The sequence below is a fragment of the Rhodococcus sp. MS13 genome, assembly GCF_013277835.1.
GTDB lineage: Bacteria > Actinomycetota > Actinomycetes > Mycobacteriales > Mycobacteriaceae > Rhodococcus_F > Rhodococcus_F erythropolis.
In genome coordinates this window covers 1-20,065 of record NZ_VBTL01000001.1, presented here as the reverse complement: position 1 = coordinate 20,065, position 20,065 = coordinate 1, and the positions used below count along the sequence as shown (strand labels likewise).

The following is a 20,065-nucleotide window of genomic DNA, read 5'->3' as shown; positions in this document are numbered from 1 at the left end:
GCCGCCAAGCTTTGCACAACTGGTGAATCGACGAGAGGTCATCTTCGGCGTCCAGCATGATCTACTATCTACGTATGAACGCAGATAGTGATGTTTGTCGCCGTAAGCTTCCCGATGATCAAGTCGACCTCGTCGTCGAGGTGTTCCGCATGCTGGCCGACGCAACCCGTGTGCAGGTTTTGTGGGCATTGGTAGATCGCGAGTGCTCGGTGAACGAACTGGCGGAACGCGTCGGCAAGCCGGCGCCGTCGGTGTCGCAGCACCTGGCGAAATTGCGCATGGCAAGGTTGGTACGAACGCGCCGCGATGGTACGACGGTGTTCTATCGTCTGGAGAACGACCATGTGCGCCAACTGGTTACGGATGCGGTCTTCAATGCCGAGCATGCCGGACCAGGATTGCCGGGGCATCACCGTAGTGAAGGTGAGCTTCGGGAGATACACCCGGAGCGCTCGGCGAAGGTCGATCGTAGCGATCAAGAAGAAGGTGCGTCATGACGCACGAACCAAAGACGTCCCACGGCCACGGCCATGTCCACGGCCCGAAGGGGTTTCGATCGGCAGTTCGCGAAGTGTTCTCCCCGCACAGTCACGACGCTGCCGACAGTGTCGACGACGCGTTGGAATCGAGCGCAATCGGCATCCGGGCGGTCAAGATCAGTCTTGTCGCGCTCGGAGTCACCGCAGTTGCTCAGGTTGCGATCGTGGCGATCTCGGGTTCGGTGGCGCTGCTGGCGGACACCATTCACAACTTCTCCGACGCGCTCACGGCAGTCCCACTCTGGATTGCCTTTGCGCTCGGTCGGCGCGCTGCAACCAGGCGCTATACCTATGGTTTCGGGCGTGCGGAGGATTTGGCCGGACTGTTCGTGCTCGCCATGATCGCACTGTCGGCAGTGATCGCCGGTGTCGAGGCGGTGAGGCGATTGATCAACCCGGTCGAGATCGAGCACCTCGGTTGGGTAGCGGCGGCAGGTTTGATCGGTTTCATCGGAAACGAATTGGTGGCGTTGTATCGGATCAGGGTCGGCAGGCAAATCGGTTCAGCGGCCCTGGTGGCCGATGGATTGCATGCTCGGACAGACGGATTCACCTCGCTCGCAGTCCTTCTGGGGGCCGGGGGAGTTGCGCTGGGTTTCCCGTTGGCAGATCCGATCATCGGCCTTGTCATCACCGTGGCCATCGTGGCGGTGCTGAGGACTGCAGCGCGAGACGGCTTCCGGCGGTTGATGGACGGCGTCGAACCGGAGTTGGTGGACGGCGCCGAGCATGCATTGATGCACGAACCCGGAGTCCTCGGTGTTCGTGATCTGAAGATGCGGTGGATCGGACACCGACTGCATGCCGATGCAGAACTCGACATCGATCCCCGGGCAACGCTTGCCGAAGCTCACGCGATTGCACACAGCGCCGAGCATTCGCTCACTCACGCGGTACCCAAACTCGCTACCGCCTTGGTGCATGCGTACCCGGCGCATGACGCACCGAATATTGAGACCGCACTCGAATCCCAGGTCTGATCTGCAGAAACAGACCTGGCGGAATCCTTTATGTGATCGCATGGGAACTTGTTTTGCCATTTGACGAGATGGAAAGGTTATGCAACCCTATCTTTGATCAATCGGCGGACTGTGTCGAGTGGTAGTCGGCACGGTCGTCTCGCGCCGCAGGTCCACGGCAATCGATGCAGGCCGTCGGTACTTTTTTCGGCAGATGAGAGAACGACGCTGTGCATGCTGATCGACGTTTCGAGCCCTTTCCGCTGACCAGCGCGCAACGCGGAATCTGGTTTGCCCAGCTACTGCGCACTGATGTGCCGATCACGATCGCGCAGTATGTCGTAGTCGACGGGACTCTCGACGCGGCGGTGCTCGAAAGTGCCTGCGTCACAGCAGCGCATGAGTTCGGCTCCGGGATGCTGAAACTGCTCGAGATCGACGGCGAACCGTTTCAGCAGATCGATTCCGAGCTCAGTCAGAGCGTCGAAGTCGTCGATCTGAGCGGTGAGCGCGAGCCGGAGGCAGCCGCACTCGAGTGGATGCGGCAGGAGTACACCCGACCTTTTGATCTACTCGCCGATCGATTGGTGAAGTCAGCCGTCCTGAGCGTCGGCGCGAACCGCCAGTTCTGGTACTGCCGGATCCATCACCTAGTCCTCGACGGCTACGGCGCCATGAACTTCATGACACGCATCGCCGAGCTCTACTCAGCGGAGGTCGCCGGCCTTTCAGTCCCCGAATCGTCGGCAACCGATCTTCTGGCCGTGCACGACGCCGAGGCCGAGTATCGGCACTCGCCGCGATTCCGCCGAGATCAGGACTACTGGGCAGCCAAGACAGCAGAGCTTCCGGCCGTGGCAAGTCTGGCCGGGAAGCGGATGGACGCCACACCGGGTGCGGTCGTGGTCGGCCGAACACTCGACAGTTCGAACGCGACGGCGAAGGCGGACGAGTTCTCTTCGGCGGCGGCGGTGGCTGCCTTCGCGCTCTACTTCGCCCGGGTGACCGGCACCGAAGACGTAGTGCTGAGTTTGCCGGTGACCGCGCGAACGAACAGGGTTCTGCGCGGTTCGGGTGGCATGATCTCCAACGTCGTTCCGCTGCGCCTCGCGGTGACCGCTTCGGCCACGGTTGCCGAATTGAGCGCGGCTGCCTCGCTCGAACTGACCGGCGCGCTCAGACATCAGCGGTACCGCACCGAGGACATGAGACGCGATCGAGGCGTCGGTGCCGAGCGTGGGTTCTTCGGTCCCGCGATCAACATCATGAACTTTCACCCCGAAGTGGTCCTGGGGTCGGTGACTGGTCGATTCCACGTCTTGTCGACAGGGCCGGTGGAAGACCTGTCGGTCAACATCTATCCGAGTGCCTCGGGAGAGGCGCCGCGAATCGATTTCGAAGCCAATCCCCATCTGTACACCGCAGATGTCCTGAGCGACCATGTCCGCCGATACGTCGAACTGCTGTCCCGGTACACGCAAGCGCTGCCGGACACTCGTGTTCACGATCTCGAGATCCTGAGCGAAGCCGAGCGGAAGTCGCTCGTTCCGGCACGCGGCCCTGACGCACTGGCACCGATGACCTTGCCCACGATTCTCGCCCGCGGCGTCGCGGCATCGTCTGAGGGGATCGCACTGAGCTGCGGTACCCAGCAGCTCAGCTACCGCGAACTCGATCGTCGCTCCAATGTACTCGCTCGAATGCTGATCCGGCGCGGAGTGGGTCCTGGCACCAGTGTCGTGATCGCGCTGCCTCGATCCATCGATGCCGTCATCGCGTGGTGGTCGGTTGCCAAAACCGGCGCTGCATCAGTTCCGGTCGATCCGACGTACCCGGTCGAACGAATCGGTCACATGGTCGGGGACAGTAATGCTGTTGTGGGAATTACTGATTCGACTGTCCATCAGATGCTGCCCGTCGATCTGGACTGCATCTCGATCGACGCCTTCAGCTTTGTCGGCGACGAGTCCGTCGTCGACGACTCTGACCGCACGGCGCCGTTGCGAAGCGATCACATCGCCTATCTGATCTACACGTCCGGTTCCACCGGTACACCGAAAGGTGTTGCCGTCACGCACAATGCGTTGGTCGATTTCACCGCGTGGGGTCGCCCCGAACTCGGCGTCGGTGCGCATTCGCGAGTTCTGCGATTCTCGTCCGCGAGTTTCGACGCCTCCGTCTTCGAAATGGTTCAGGCGTTCAGTGCCGGGGCGACGATGGTCATCGCTCCGGCAGATGTCTACGGCGGCGGCGAGCTCACAGAACTGCTGCGCAGCGAGCGCGTCACCCACATCATCAGTGCGCCGGCAATTCTGGGCACGGTGGACGCCACCGATCTTCCGGATCTCGAAGCTGTGGTTGTCGGAGGTGACGTGTGCCCGCCGGACCTGGTTCGACGCTTCGGCCCGATCTGCCGGTTCTACAACAGTTACGGCCCCACCGAGTCGACCATCGTCATCACCACGACACCCCCGCTGGCGTCGGACGAGGCCATCACGATCGGTTCTCCGATTCAGGGCGCGCATCTGATGGTTCTCGACCGCTGGTTGCGACCTGTGCCGGCCGGGGTGGCCGGTGAACTGTATCTCGGTGGCCCCGGATTGGCGCAGGGCTACCACTCACGTTCAGCTCTCACCGCTGCGAGTTTTGTCGCCGATCCTCTCGGCGGCGGAACTCGGTTGTACCGCACCGGAGACGTGGTCCGCTGGACTCGGACTCTCGAACTCGAGTACGTCGGCCGCTCCGATTTCCAGGTGCAGGTCAATGGACTTCGCATCGAACTCGGTGAGATCGACGCTGTGCTCGCACGCCATGAATCCGTCGATTTCGTGGTGACGCTTGCCGGCGGCACCGTGTACTCGTATGTGAAGATCAAGCCGGGACACGATCTCGACGAAGAAGCGTTGATCGCACACGCATCTCGATTCCTGCCCGCTCACATGGTGCCGTCCCAGCTGATACCGCTGGCCGAAGTGCCACTGACCCCGGCAGGCAAGCTCGATCGCCAGGCGCTACCCGAACCGGAATTTCGTTCGGCGGCTCAGAACTACCGGGCGCCGAGCGGTCCGGTCGAGCGCATCATCGCCGACGCCGCTGCGTCGGTACTCGGCGTCGAGCGAGTCGGCGTCGACGATTCCTTCTTCGCGCTGGGTGGAGACAGCATCGTCGCGATCTCGCTCGTCTCTCGAGCAAAAGCCGCCGGAGTTGTCTTCACTCCTCGCGACGTGTTCGAACGCAAGACGGTGGCGCGATTGGCCGAAATCGCACTCCCGGCAGATGAATCGGTCGTACTCGAAGAACTGCCGGGTAAGGGAGTGGGGTTTGTCCCGCTGACCCCGATCGCAGCCAAGATACTGGGCACGGCCGGCAGCATCGACACCTTCTATCAAGCCGTGTCGGTCAGTGTTCCTGTCGGACTTGATCTCTCGCGCCTCGCGGCAACTCTTCAAGTAGTTGTCGATCAACACGACGCTCTTCGTGCGCGTTTGCTGCCCGACCACTCCGGATTCGACATTGCCCCTGGCTGTGCTGTCGATACATGGGTTCGTCGGACCGTCACCGAAGCGCTACCCGGAACCCCCGAGTTCGAGGAAGCTCTCACCCAGGCGACCGCGGACGCCGCGTCGAGGCTCGATCCGTACCGCGGCGATACTGCTCAGATCGTCTGGCTCGACTCGACGCACGATTCGGGCCGATTGGTGGTCGTCATCCACCATCTGGTTGTCGACGGCGTCTCGTGGCGGATTCTCCTTCCGGACTTCGCTGCAGCCTGGCAACAGATCGTTCACGGTGGCACGCCGGTACCGATGCCCGTCGGAACGTCACTGCGGCGTTGGTCGCACGGACTCACCGAGCTGTCACCGTCGGCGGAACTCGAGTACTGGCGTGAGGTCGTCGACTCCGATGGTGCGCCGATCGGTTCGCGTCCTCTCGATGCGGAACGGGACCGAGGGTCGTCACTGCGTCGGGTCCGGGTCGACATCGACCGTGACACAACAGATCACCTGTTGCGCGCGGTACCGTCGCACTATCGGACCGGTGTCAACGACGGCTTGGTCAGTGCGCTTGCCCTGGCATTGCGCACCTGGAGCGGATCACAGCGGATGCTGGTCTCGCTCGAAAGTCACGGACGAGACGAAGCCGTGCTGCCCGGTGCCGACCTGTCCAGGACCGTCGGCTGGTTCACGGCGGTGTACCCGGTTCGGATCGATCTCACCGGACTCGGAGTGGACACGCCGGCGGTCGTGAAATCCGTCAAGGAACAGCTGAGAACCACGCCGGGGTCCGGTATCGGTTACGGGCTGCTCCGACGTGCAGGGATGCTGACCGGCCCGGAACCGCAGATCGGTTTCAACTACTTGGGCAAGATGTCCACCGCGGAGTTCGGTGACGAATTGCGGGCCGCGGGCTGGATTCCCGACGCCGGAATCGATCTCAACAACGGCAGCGGAAGCGATCTCGCGGTCAGTTATGCGATCGACATCAATGCCGCCGTCGTGGACGGTCCGGAAGGCGAGTTCCTTTCGGCGTCATTTGCTTTCCCCGAAGGTATCTTCGAACCCGCTGCAGTCGCGGAGCTCGCGACGGCGTGGCGCGTCGAACTGGAGAAGATTGCCGCCTCCGTCGGTGATCATGCCGGCCTCACACCGTCAGACGTTCCTCTGGTCTCGGCTTCGCAGGACGAAATAGAACTGTGGGAGAAGCAGTTCGGCCACCTGGAGGACATCTGGTCGCTCTCGCCGCTGCAAGCCGGATTCCAGTTTCACGCCGGCCTCACCGCCGATGCCGTCGACGTCTACACCGGCCAGATCGTTCTGTCCCTCGCCGGGATCGTCGACAGCGATCGACTACAGCGGTCGCTTTCGAGATTGTTCGAGCGCCACACCGCACTTCGGACTGCTTTCGTGTACGACTCGAACGGCGTTGCAGCACAGCTCGTTCTCGATTCCGTGACAACTCCATGGCGGGAGGTGCTCGGGGATGATCCGCACGTCGTCGCGGAACTCGAGCGCACGGCACCGTTCGATCTGAGCGCGCCCCCACTGCTTCGTGCAGTCCTGGTACGCCAGGGTGCGGATTCGGCGCACCTGATCGTGACTAATCACCACATTCTCTTCGACGGTTGGTCCATGCCGTTGTTGGTGCGCGATCTTCTGTCGCTCTACGCCGCCGACGCGTCGCTGCCGGTTCCCGCTCGGTCGTATCGCACCTACCTGCACTGGCTCGCCGAACAAGACAACGGCGCGGCATTGGACAGGTGGATCGGCGCACTGTCGGGAGTAGACGAACCGACGCTGATCGCACCACACCGCGCAGAGTCCTCCGTGCATGCAGTTCCCGTGGATGTCGAAGTCCCGCTGGAAGCCTCGTCGACCGAGGCGATCTTCGAGTTGGCCAGGCGCAGCGGCGTCACGGTCAACACTGTCGTCCAGACTGCGTGGGGTCTACTGCTCAGTGGCATGCTCGGACGCGACGACGTCGTGTTCGGAGCCACCGTCTCGGGTCGACCCGCGTCGCTGACCGGGGTCGAAGACATTCTCGGGTTGTTCATCAACACAGTTCCTGTTCGCGTTCGTGTCAACCCGGACAGTTCGGTGTCCGAACTCCTCGAACACGTTCAGTCCGAGCAGGTTCGGCTGCTCGACAGCCACCACGTCGGCCTGGCCGAGGTGCAGTCGGCCGTGGGCGCCGGCGCGATGTTCGACACGTTGACGGTGTTCGAGTCATATCCCGTCGACCGTTCGGCGCTCGAATCCGCGACGGATATCGCCGGGATGCGAGTTACGGGAATCGAGGTCGCCGACGCGACTCACTACCCGCTCGCCCTGATCACGGTCCTCGAACCGAGCCTTCACCTCACCATCGAGTACGCACCCGATTCGATGGACCACGACGCAACAGAGCGTGTCGGCCGACGCCTTGCATCGATACTGGGCGCGATGACTGGCGAGAAAATCCGCATCCGGGACATCGACTATCTCGACGCGGCCGAACGACGGCTCGTACTCGACGAGTGGAACGACACTGCCAACGTCATCGCTGACAAGACGCTGCTCGACCTACTCGGCGCCGACTCGGAAATCGCCGACTCGGAAATCGCCGACTCGGAAATCGTCGACTCGGGTATCGCCGACTTGGCCGATGCTGCACTGACCTTCGCGGGCACGACGATCAGTCGCGGAGAATTCCGGTCCCAGGTCAACTCTCTCGCTCGTCACCTCGTAGAACGCGGCGTCGGGCCGGAGTCACTGGTCGCGATCGCTCTGCACCGGAGCGCGCAGTACGTGGTGGCAGTGCACGCCGTCATCGCAGCCGGCGGTGCGTATCTTCCGATCGATCCGCAGCATCCGGACGAGCGGATCCGGTACCTGCTCGACATCGGAGCACCGTCGGTCGTCCTGTCGGTCGCGGCCGACGCCACATCGCTGCCCGATGGGGTCAACCCCGTACTTCTCGACGAGATCGATCTGTCGGGGTACTCCACCGAGCGGCTCGCGGACGTCGAGCGTCTCGGTCGTGTATCGCCGGATCACGTTGCTTATGTGATCTTCACATCCGGGTCCACCGGAAAGCCCAAGGGCGTTGCAGTGTCGCATCGAGCGATAGTCAATCGCCTGCTGTGGATGCAACATGAATATCCGCTCGGCCGTCACGACGTCGTGCTGCACAAGACACCCGCCACCTTCGACGTCTCGGTGTGGGAGTTGTTCTGGCCATTCGTCGCCGGCTCGCGACTGGTAGTTGCAGAACCCGATGGACATCGCGATTCTCGGTACCTCTCCGAGCTGATCGCTCGCGAAGGTGTCACCACCTTGCACTTCGTCCCGTCGATGCTCGACGTCTTCCTCGTCGACGGAGATCTCGCACAACTTCGATCCGTTCGTCAGGTGTTCGCCAGCGGCGAGGCACTTCCGCGTGCGACGGTCGTTCGCTTCCACGAACGATTCGGTGCACGTCTGCACAATCTTTACGGTCCCACCGAAGCTGCCGTCGATGTCACTTTCCACCAGACGGATGCCGCCGCAACAGGTCCGGTGCCGATCGGCGCTCCGGTCTGGAACACGCAGGCCTATGTGCTGGACCACCGCCTCGCGCCGAGCCCGATCGGAGTGGCGGGAGAACTCTATCTCGCGGGAGTCCAACTCGCCCGCGGCTACGTGCAACGCTCTGACTTGACAGCAGATCGTTTCGTAGCCAACCCCTTCGGTCCCGGCCGGATGTATCGGACCGGCGACCTCGTCATGTGGAACTCCACCGGTGAGATCGAGTATCTGGGTCGTACCGACTTCCAGGTGAAGCTTCGCGGGCAGCGCTTGGAACTCGGAGAAATCGACGGGGTCCTGTTGGAACTGTCGGGAGTTCTCTCGGCCGCCACCGTCGTACGTCAGGATCGTCTGATCGCCTACGTGACAGCTGATTCGGCAATCGACAGTGCCCTTCTCAGCGCGCACGCGCAGGCGAAGCTGCCTACCTACATGGTTCCCTCCGCATTCGTGTTCTTGACGTCGATGCCGCTGGGCCCCAACGGAAAACTCGACCGGCGTGCGCTGCCGGAACCGGATTCGGCGGCAGCTGAGTATGTCGCTCCCGTCACCGAACTCGAAAAGGCCGTTGCCGCGATCTTTGCCGAACTCCTCGGTGTGAGCGAAATCGGCCTCACCGCCGACTACTTCGCGCTCGGTGGCAACTCTCTGACGGCTACGCGGGTGGTGGCACGGATCAACTCGGCACTGGGATCGACTCTGGGTGTCCGAGACCTGTTCGACGCTCCGACAGTTGGTGCGCTGGCCGGACTCGTCGCCGGCAGCGCGCCGTCCAGGTTCACCGAACTCGGACCCCGCCCTCGACCGGACCAGATTCCGCTCTCACCGGCCCAGCAGCGTATGTGGTTCCTCAACAGATTCGATCCGGAATCCGGGGCGTACAACATTGCGGCAGCACTCGCTTTGTCCGGCAACCTGAACATTCAGGTTTTGCGCCAGGCGATCAGCGATGTCATCGACCGGCACGAGGTGCTGCGCACACTCTATCCTGATTCGGATCAAGGTCCTTACCAGTGCATTCTCGACGACGCGCCAGTTGCTCTCGAACCCGCGGATGTCAGTGACCCCGTCGCGGCTATCGGCGAATTGGTCGGTGCCGGGTTCGACGTGACCACCGAGGTTCCGGTGCGGGCTTCGCTTCTCCGGACGTCTGGTCGGGAGCATATTCTTGTACTCGTCGTCCACCACATCAGTGGCGACGGTTGGTCGATGCAACCACTGGCCGCGGATGTGATGACGGCCTACGCGTCACGGCTCGCGGGAACCGCGCCACAGTGGTCGCCGTTGAGCGTTCACTACGCGGACTACACGCTCTGGAAGATCGATTCTCTCGGCAACGAGGACGATCCGGAATCGGAGGCATCGCGCCAGATCGAATACTGGCGCGCTGCATTGGCGCACGTCCCGACCCGTCTCGATTTCCCGACGGATCGGCCGCATCCCACAGTCGCGTCCTATCGAGGTGCGACGGTGTCGTCGACCCTCTCGGCGCAGACGCACCGCGCCGTCGAATCCCTGGCTCGCAGCACTCGGTCCACACCGTTCATGGTGCTGCACACGGCGTTGTCGGTACTGCTGTCTCGGATGGCGGGGGAGTCTGACATCGCGATCGGCACCCCGGTCAGCGGACGCGGCGATCAGGCCCTCGACAACCTCGTCGGCATGTTCGTCGGAACCGTGGTTCTCCGGACTCAGGTGGATCCGACGGCTTCGTTCCGCGGATTGCTCGAATCGACCCGTAACGCCGACCTCTCGGCATTTGCCCACTCAGATATTCCGTTCGAGCGTCTCGTCGAGGTGCTCGACCCGCCTCGCTCGACGGCGCACCACCCCTTCTTCCAGGTGGTACTCGCGACCGGCGATATTCCGACCCCATCCGTGAAGCTTCCCGGCCTCGAAGTTTCTCAGGTCCCGTTGGATGCTCCGATCTCGAAATTCGATCTCCAACTGGATGTCTCGTCGCCGCGCCCGGACGGGTCGGTGACCACGACGTGGACCTATGCCCTCGACATCTTCGACGAATCGACTGTGCGCGAGCTCGCGGATCGGTTCGTCGCCATTCTCGACGCTGTTGTCGCCCAACCCGAATCAGTGGTCGGCGACCTCGATCTGCGGACGATGCCAGAGATCGAACGTCAGGGAACTGCCCAGTCGGTCGCCTTGACGGAGCTGACACTGCCGGAGATCCTCACGGCCGGGGTCATCAAATCCAACGGTGGTCCGGCCATACTGTGCGGCGACCTCGAACTCTCTTACGACGATGTAGACCGGCGTACCAATCGGTGGGCGCGGGCACTCGTAGCTCGAGGGATCGGCCCTGAATCGGTAGTGGCGATCGCCATTCCGCGGTCGGCATCTTCTGTACTCGCCACTTGGGCCGTTGCCAAGACCGGAGCGGCGTTCGTACCCGTCGACCCGAGCTACCCGGCCGAGCGAATCGAGCACATGCTCACTGATTCGGGAGCAGTCCTGACGCTGACGGAAGAAGTAGTGGCGTCGCTTGATCGCGACGACGTCAGTGACACGCGAATCCTCGATTCCGAGCGCACGTCACCGATTCGCACGGACCACACCGCGTACGTCATCTACACGTCGGGATCGACCGGCACTCCGAAGGGCGTCGTCGTCTCCCATGCGGGTCTCGCGGCGCTGGTCGACGAGCAGGTTCGCCGATACGAACTCGACAACCTCAGTCGCACGATGCATTTCGCTTCACCCAGCTTCGACGCATCGGTGCTCGAACTGGCCATGGCTGTCGGTGCCGGTGCCGCGATGCATGTTGTTCCCACGGGCATCTATGGCGGAAGCGAACTCGCGGCCCTCATGCGGGCGTCGAAGATCAGTCACGCATTTGTGACCCCGGCGGCCCTGGCTACGATCGAACCGGCAGAGGTTCCGGATCTCGGTACCGTGATCGTCGGCGGTGAAGCGTGCGACGCTGCGTTGGTCGCGCTATGGGCGTCGACGCGAAAGATGTTCAACGCATACGGTCCCACCGAGGCCACCGTCATGGCTACCCTCGCGGGGCCCATGTCTGCGACTGATCGGATCACCATCGGTAGTTCAGTTCGCGGCACCGTCGCACATGTTCTCGACTCTCGCCTCCGTCCGGTTCCAGACGGAGTGACGGGTGAGCTGTATCTGACCGGCCGTGGACTTGCCCGCGGTTACCACCATCGCGGCGACCTGACAGCGTCTCGATTTGTTGCCGACCCCTCACGTTCGGGGCAGCGGATGTACCGCACCGGAGACCTCGTGCGACGTCGTGGAACGGAAATCGAGTATCTCGGCCGCAGTGACTCGCAGGTCAAGATTCGCGGTTTCCGCATCGAACTCGGTGAGATCGACGCGGTGCTCGGTGCGCACTCTGGCGTACGAACTGCGGTGACGACAGCAGACGACACCGTCGGACTGCACTCGTACGTGGTCGGTGGTCATCTGGATCCGGAAGAAGTGCGCACCTTCGTCTCCAGTCGACTGCCGGCACACATGGTTCCTTCCTCGGTGATCGTTCTCGAGGAAATTCCGTTGACGCCGGCCGGAAAGGTCGATTTCCGCGCGCTGCCTGCCCCGACGATGCGCCGGAATGCGTATGTCGCACCCGTCACGAAGACGGAGGAGTTGATCGGCCGGATCTTCGGTGACGTCCTGGCAGTCGACCAGGTCAGCATCACGGACGACTTCTTCGACATCGGTGGAAACTCTCTGAGTGCTACCCGAGTGATGGGACGGGTCGGCACCGAACTCTCAGTCACCCTCCCGGTTCGGGTTCTCTTCGATGCCAGGACAGTCGCGGCCCTCGCTGTGGCAGTCGATGCAACGCAGAGCGGAACGCGGCCCGCTCTGGCCGCCGGGCCTCGGCCCGAGCGAATCCCGCTCTCGCCGGCGCAATCGCGAATGTGGATTCTCAATCGATACGATCCTGCCTCGCCCGCGTACAACATCCCGCTCGTCCTTCGCCTGCGCGGCCGGCTGGATTCAGTGGCTCTCCGAGAATCTCTGTCGGACATCGTTCTTCGCCACGAATCCTTGCGGACGATATTCCCTGACGATGCCGAAGGGCCTTTCCAGCGGATTCTCGACGACGTCGACGTTCCTTTTCGTCACACGGTGGTTTCTCCCGAACAGGTTGCCGATCAGATTGTCGGCGCTGTGGACGAGGGGTTCGACGTCACCAGAGCAATCCCGTTGCGGGTAAACCTGTTCGAGCTCTCGGCTGACGAACACATCCTGGTCGCCGTGATTCACCACATAGCCGCGGACGGTGCGTCAGTGGCGCCGCTCGCACGGGATCTCGTTCTGGCCTACTCGGCGCGCCGTTCGGGTACGGAGCCGTCACCGGCCCCGTTGGTTGTTCAGTATCCGGATTACAGCGTGTGGCAACACCAGGTCCTCGGTTCGGAAAGTGATCAGACCAGTCTTGCTTCGGCGCAGGCCGAGTATTGGCGTGGCCAGTTGGCCGGCGCGCCGGAGCTTCTCGAACTTCCGGCCGATTTCCCGCGGCCGGCGATTGCGTCGCTGCGCGGAGCGAACACCGAACTGGTGTTGGCGCCCGCGATGGTCACTGCACTCGGGCAGTTGGGCCGCACACAGGGCGCCACGACCTTCATGGTGCTCCAGGCGGCCCTCGCGGTGCTCCTGTCCAACCTCGGTGCGACCGACGACGTGGTGATCGGGACACCGATTTCCGGACGCGGCCAACAAGCGCTGGACGACGTGGTCGGAATGTTCGTCGGCACGGTGGCACTACGCAGCCGTCTCACCCCGGCGATGTCGTTCCTCGATCTGTTGGCGCAGGTGCGAGCCACTGACCTCACTGCGTTCGAGAATGCCGACCTACCATTCGAGCGGCTGATCGACATACTGCAACCCGCTCGCTCCCAGGCCCACGCGCCGATCTTCCAGGTGGCTCTGTCTCAGGAGCAAGAGGGAACCGCTGCGTTCACGCTGCCTGGTCTCGAGATCGAAGCCGTGGACAACGCAGTCGCGGCGGCAAAGTTCGACCTCCAGATCACGATGGTCCAGCACGCAGATTCGTTGAATCTCACCTGGACATACGCCACAGACCTCTTCACCGGCACGTCCGTGGACGGATTTGCGCAGCGGTTCCACCGGATTCTCGCGCAGATTGTCGAGACTCCGGAAGTGGCAATCGCGGATATCGCCGTTCTGGACGAGAACGAATACACCAGACTTACTTCGGCATTCGGTCCGTCAGCGCCAACGGTTCGCACCCTGGCAGATCTGTTGACCCTGCACTCGGAATCCGCGAATGTGGCAATCGTTTCCGAGTCGTACGGTGAGATGACGTACAGCGAGCTGGATGTGCGATCCTCACAGCTGGCTCGGCTCCTCATCGAACGTGGGATAGGCCCCGAAACAGCTGTTGCGGTGTCTCTTCCACGTTCGACGCAGTCCATCCTCGCACTGTGGGCTGTTGCCAAGTCCGGAGCAACGTACGTTCCGGTGGATCCGACGTATCCCGACGAGCGCATCGCACACATGCTGGCAGACTCTGCAGCGCTGGTCGTGATCACCGACTCCGAGACGGCGCCAACACTTCCGAACGGAATCGATACGATCGAGATCGACTATCTCGACCTCGATCGCTACCTCGCAGCGCAGGTCGACGATGCCGATCGGATCCGCCCATTGCACGCGGATCATGTTGCCTACCTGATCTACACGTCAGGCTCGACCGGTCTCCCCAAGGGCGTCGCTGTCACTCACCGGGGACTGTCCGTGTTCTCCGCTCGGACCCGCACTGATCTGGCGGTATCGCGCGACTCTCGGGTACTGCGACTGTCCTCGGCCAGCTTCGACGCGTCCATGTTCGAGATGATCCTTGCGTTCACCGCCGGTGCCACGATGGTGATCACACCTCCGTCGGTCATTGCCGGCGAGGAACTCACCGACGTGATCCGGCGTCATCGCGTCACCCATGTGGTGACGGCTCCTGCTGCGATGACCACCGTCGACGCAGGCATTTTGTCGGATCTCGAAGTCGTCGTGCTCGGCGGCGACGTCTTTCCGCCGCAGCTACTCGACCGTTTTCCCAGCCAGACAAGACTCTTCAACAGTTACGGGCCGACCGAGAGCACCATCGTCATCACCAAGACCGGGGCTCTCCACGACACTGCAGCTCTGGTCGGTGACGGCGAGCAACACCGTCACACGTCACTCTCGCCCGTCACGATCGGTATTCCGCTCGAAGGCGCACACGTTCTGGTCCTCGATTCCGCCCTCAATCCCGTCCCCGTCGGTGTCAGGGGCGAGCTGTATCTGTCGGGACCCGGCCTGGCACGTGGGTACAACCGGCGCGCGGCATTGACCGCAGAACGCTTCGTGGCGAACCCGTTCGGTGCATCGGGCGCGCGGATGTACCGGACCGGCGACGTCGTCGCCTGGACCGAGCAGGGCGAACTGGCGTACATCGGACGATCCGACGCCCAAGTTCAGCTTCGCGGGCTCCGCATCGAACTGGGGGAGATCGAATCAGCGCTCGCCTCCGTTCGCGGAGTGAGCGCTGCTGCCGCCACTGTTCACCGACATGACTCTCTCGGCGATCAACTCGTCGGTTACGTCACCACCACAGATGCGGTGTCGGCGGAGTCCGTCCTCGAAGCCGTATCCGCGGTGCTGCCACGTGCCTCGGTGCCCAGTGCCGTGATCCTGCTGGATCTGCTACCCCTGACTCCGGCCGGAAAGCTTGATCGCGCAGCACTTCCCGTTCCGGAGTTCATCGCCTCGGCGATGTTCCGGGTGCCGACCACACTCGCAGAGATTCGTGTCGCGAGCGCTTTTGTCGACGTTCTCGGTACCGGTACCGTCGGCGCAGAAGACAGTTTCTTCGAGCTGGGTGGAAACTCGCTCAGCGCGACTCGGGCGATTGCCCGAGTCAACGCCACGTTCGGGATCAAACTCGGGGTTCGGGCGCTGTTCGAGGCGCCGACCGTCGCAGAACTTGCACTGGTGGCAGACTCGGCAGAACGTGATGATCAGCCCCGATTGGAAGCACGACCGCGACCTGAACGTATTCCGCTCTCACCGGCGCAGAATCGGATGTGGTTCCTCAATCGATTCGACACCGCGGCTGCCACGGACAACCTGCCCCTGGCGCTTCGTCTGAGCGGAACCCTGGACGCGCCGGCGTTGGCTCTCGCGCTTCGTGACGTGGTCCAACGCCACGAGTCGTTGCGTACCTACTATCCGGATTCCCCGAACGGTCCTCGCCAGGAAATCCTGCCCGAGTCTTCGGTGGATCTCGATCTGGTTCCGCATGACGTCACCGAAGCCGAAGCGTCGCAGCGGCTCTTTGCTCTTGCCGGCACCGGATTCGACGTGACAACTGACGTACCACTGCGGACCGCTCTGTATCGAATCTCCGAGACCGAACATGTGCTCGCCGTCGTCATGCATCACATCGCATCGGACGGATCATCGCTCGGACCCCTGGCCGCCGACGTCATGGGTGCCTACGTTTCGCGGTCTCGCGGCGAAGCTCCACAGTGGACACCGTTGCCCGTGCAGTATGCGGATTACGCGCTCTGGCAACATGATCTGCTCGGCGCGGATGAGAATCCCTCCGTCGATGCTCAGAGACAAATTCAGTTCTGGACCTCTGCACTCGCCGGAATTCCGGACCTGTTGAGTCTGCCGACGGACAGGCAACGTCCGGCCCGTCAGAGCTACCGCGGCAAGGAGATTCACTTCACGATCGGCTCGGACACCGCTGATCGACTGCGTGATCTTGCTGTCGGATCAGGCTCGAGCCTGTTCATGGTGGTCCACGCTGCATTCGCCGCACTGCTTGCCCGGTTGGGCAACAGTGCTGACATCACCATCGGCTCGCCCATCGCGGGACGAGGGCACGAGTCGCTCGATGCACTCGTGGGGATGTTCGTGAACACCTTGGCATTGCGAACCCAGGTGAACACGGCAGCACCGTTCACGGACCTGCTGAACCACACCCTCGATCAGGATCTCGCCGCCTTCGCGCACGCGGACCTACCGTTCGAGCGGCTCGTCGAGATCATCGATCCGGTCAGATCGACGGCCCGCCATCCGTTGTTCCAGGTGGCACTGTCCTTCCAGAACCTCACGCCGACAATGTTCGAGCTACCCGGACTGCAGATCGCGGCAGTTGGCGCCCCAGTCGAGACGGCGAAGTTCGACCTGCACCTGACCGTCACCCCTGGGGACTCGGGGTCGATGTCGGCGTCCTTCACCTATGCAACGGATTTGTTCGACCAATCCACAGTGGCGACATTCGCCAACCGTCTGCTTCGCGTTCTCGATTCGATCGGTCGAAACCCGGACCTCCCGGTAGGCGACGTCGCTCTGCTCGGCGACGAAGAGATCGCGGCCACCGTCAACACGTGGAACAACACCGACACTGTCGTTCCAGAGACGACCCTCGCGGATCTGTTCGACGCCCAGGTGCGCAGAACACCGCGCGCCGAAGCGCTGGTTCTCGGTGACCGTCGCCTGACCTACACCGAGTTCGACGCCGAAAGCAACCGCCTGGCACGGTATTTGATCGGAATCGGGATCGGCCCGGAAGTGACTGTCGCGCTCAATCTGCGGCGCTCCGTCGAACTGGTCGTTGCCATGTACGCGGTGGTGAAGGCAGGCGGGGCCTACGTTCCGCTCGACCCGGATCAGCCGGCAGAACGCACGGCTCACATCCTCGAATCTGCAGCGCCCGCAGTTGTTCTGAGCACTTCCCGCGATTCGCTCGACGGGCAGTTCCACGTCGTGGACATCGAAACTCTCGATCTGGACGGAAACGACGGAGCACCGATTCGGGACAGCGAACGCCTCGCCTGCCTGCGACCGGACAACATCGCATACGCGATCTACACCTCGGGATCCACCGGAAAGCCCAAGGGCGTGGCGATTTCCCATCGAGCGATCACGAACCAACTCTTGTGGAAGCAGGATCAATTCCCGCTCGGCGCGCACGACCGCGTACTCGTCAAAACTGCATCTACCTTCGACCTGTCCGTTTGGGAATACTGGTGGGCGTTGCAAACCGGCGCCTGCATGATTCTCGCCGAGTCAGGGGCACAGCAGGACGGCGAGTACCTCACGCTGCTGATCGAGCGTGAGCACGTCACGACACTGCATGCCGTCCCCTCGATGTTGTCGCTGCTCAGTGTGTCCGAGCGCCGACTGCCGAATTCGCTCACCAGGATTCTGTGCATCGGCGAGACTCTCCCGATACAGACAGCCGAGCACATGCGAGAGCAGAGTTCGGCGCAGGTCTACAACCTGTACGGACCCACGGAAGCAGCGGTCAGCGTCACAGCGCACCGAACGAGCGATGCAGACGTTGCCGTAGTGCCGATCGGAACCCCCGCCTGGAACACGCGCCTGCATGTACTCGACGAGCGGCTTCACCCGGTTCCGGTCGGTGTCGCAGGTGAGCTCTATCTCGCTGGAGTTCAGCTGGCGCGCGGGTACATCGGGGATGCGGGGCAGAACTCGAGCCGTTTCGTCGCCGACCCGAATGGAACGGGAGAGCGTCTCTATCGAACCGGCGATCTGGTTCGGTGGAATGCCGCGGGCAGCCTCGAATACCTCGAGCGTGCAGATTTCCAGGTCAAGGTCCGAGGTTTCCGCATCGAACTCGGCGAGATCGAAACAGCGTTGCGCGCCGAACGACCGATCCGCGATGCGGTGGTCACGGTCACGACGTCGGCCACCGGTGAGCAAAACCTGGTCGGCTACGTCACCGCGGCAGCTGGCTCGGACATCGAGAGCTCAGCGATTCTGGCACGACTGCGCGCCACCCTGCCCGGCTACATGGTTCCGACAACGCTGATGACGCTCGACTTCCTGCCGCTGGGGAGTACAGGCAAGGTAGATCGACATGCGCTACCGGAGCCAGTCTTCGAGGCACGTGGTTTCCGTGCACCGACGACACCGGCCGAACTGTCGGTGGCGACCGCTTTTGCCGAGGTTCTCGGCAGCGGAAGCACGGGGGAGGTGGGCATCGACGACGACTTCTTCGAACGCGGCGGCAATTCGCTCAGTGCAACTCGGGTGCTCGGGCGGATCAACGCCGCGGCGGGCACGGACTTGCCCGTGCGTGTGGTCTTCGAGTCGCCCACTGTCGCAGAGTTGGCTGCAGTGGTGGAAACTGCCGAGCTTTCGCGGCGGCCCGCGCTGGGTTCGCAGCCGAGGCCGGCGAGGATTCCGCTCTCCGCTGCGCAGACTCGTATGTGGTTCCTCAATCGCTTCGATCCCGATTCGTCGGCATACAACATCCCGGTGGTTCTGCGATTCACAGGTCCATTGGATGTCGAGGCGTTGCGCGCCAGTGTCGCCGACGTGATCGCTCGCCACGAGGTCCTGAGAACCGTGTACCCGGAGTACGACGGAACGGGTTACCAGGAGGTCGTCGAGGAACCTCGTGCTCTCGACATTCTCGACATTGTCACGGTGCAGGAGGATTCGCTCCACAGCGTGCTGGCCGATGTTCTCGGCGTATCGTTCGACGTCAGGTCCGAGATCCCCGTTCGAGCCTCGCTGTTGCAGGTTGACGAGTTCGAGTACGTCCTGGCGATGACGGTGCATCACATTGCGGGTGACGGTTTCTCGATGGGTCCGTTGACGCGTGACGTGATGGTGGCGTATGAGGCGCGGACCCGAGGTATGGAGCCGTTGTGGGCGCCGCTCGAGGTGCAGTACGCGGATTACGCGCTGTGGCAGCTCGAGACGTTGGGTTCGGAAGAATCGTCGACCTCACTCGTCACACGACAGTTGGACTTCTGGCGGAACGCTCTCGAGGGAGTGCCCGCCGTCCTCGAACTCCCGTTGGATCGGCCCCGCCCGGCTGAGGCCTCCGGACGAGGATCGCTTCTGAGCGTGCATCTCGAACCTGCTCTGCAACAGGCAATTTCCGAACTGGCACGACGGCATCGCGCGACGCCGTTCATGGTGTTGCATGCTGCTCTGGCCGTCGTACTGTCACGGTTCAGCGGCAGTTACGACTTTGCCGTCGGGACGCCGACCGCCGGGCGCGGCGAACGCGTGCTCGACGATCTCGTCGGTATGTTCGTGGGGACCGTCGTGTTGCGCACCAGAGTCGATCCAGGTGAGGAGTTCACCGACCTGCTGTCCCGAGTCCGCGACGTCGATCTTCAGGCTTTTGCGCACGGCGACGTTCCGTTCGAGCGTCTGGTCGAGGTACTCGATCCCGTTCGTTCGCAGTCCTATTCACCGCTCTTCCAGGTCAGCCTCGCACTACAGAACCATCTCGATTCACGGTTGACTCTCAACGGGTTGCACATCGAGAGCATCGAACCTGCGGTGGTGAGCACTCAGTTCGACCTCGATTTTGTTGCGGCCGAACAATTCGACAACGACGGCCTACCGGCAGGGCTTGTCGTTCAGTTGACCTATGCCACTGATCTGTTCGAGGAATCCACCGCCTCACGCCTGATGTACGCCTTCGAATCGGTCTTGACTACTGCTGTCGCAGAACCGGATCGGCGAGTCGAGATGTTCGAGGTGGAGT

At 62.6% G+C, this 20,065-nt stretch carries 3 protein-coding genes; all 3 read left to right on the top strand.

What is annotated here, in order from left to right; all coding sequences use genetic code 11:
* Positions 1–74 precede the first annotated feature (74 nt).
* The gene (locus FEZ59_RS00015) at positions 75–497 is read left to right on the top strand and encodes a metalloregulator ArsR/SmtB family transcription factor (protein ID WP_172932044.1); all 423 of its coding nucleotides are present in this window, start codon (positions 75–77) and stop codon (positions 495–497) included.
* On the top strand, positions 494–1,519 hold the full coding sequence (locus tag FEZ59_RS00010) for a cation diffusion facilitator family transporter (protein ID WP_172932043.1): 1,026 nt from the start codon (positions 494–496) through the stop codon (positions 1,517–1,519). The genes FEZ59_RS00015 and FEZ59_RS00010 overlap by 4 nt, the downstream gene beginning before the upstream one ends.
* A 209-nt stretch (positions 1,520–1,728) precedes the next feature.
* Positions 1,729–20,065, top strand: an 18,337-nt coding sequence (locus FEZ59_RS00005) for a non-ribosomal peptide synthetase (RefSeq protein WP_172932042.1), incomplete at its 3' end; no start/stop codon positions are given.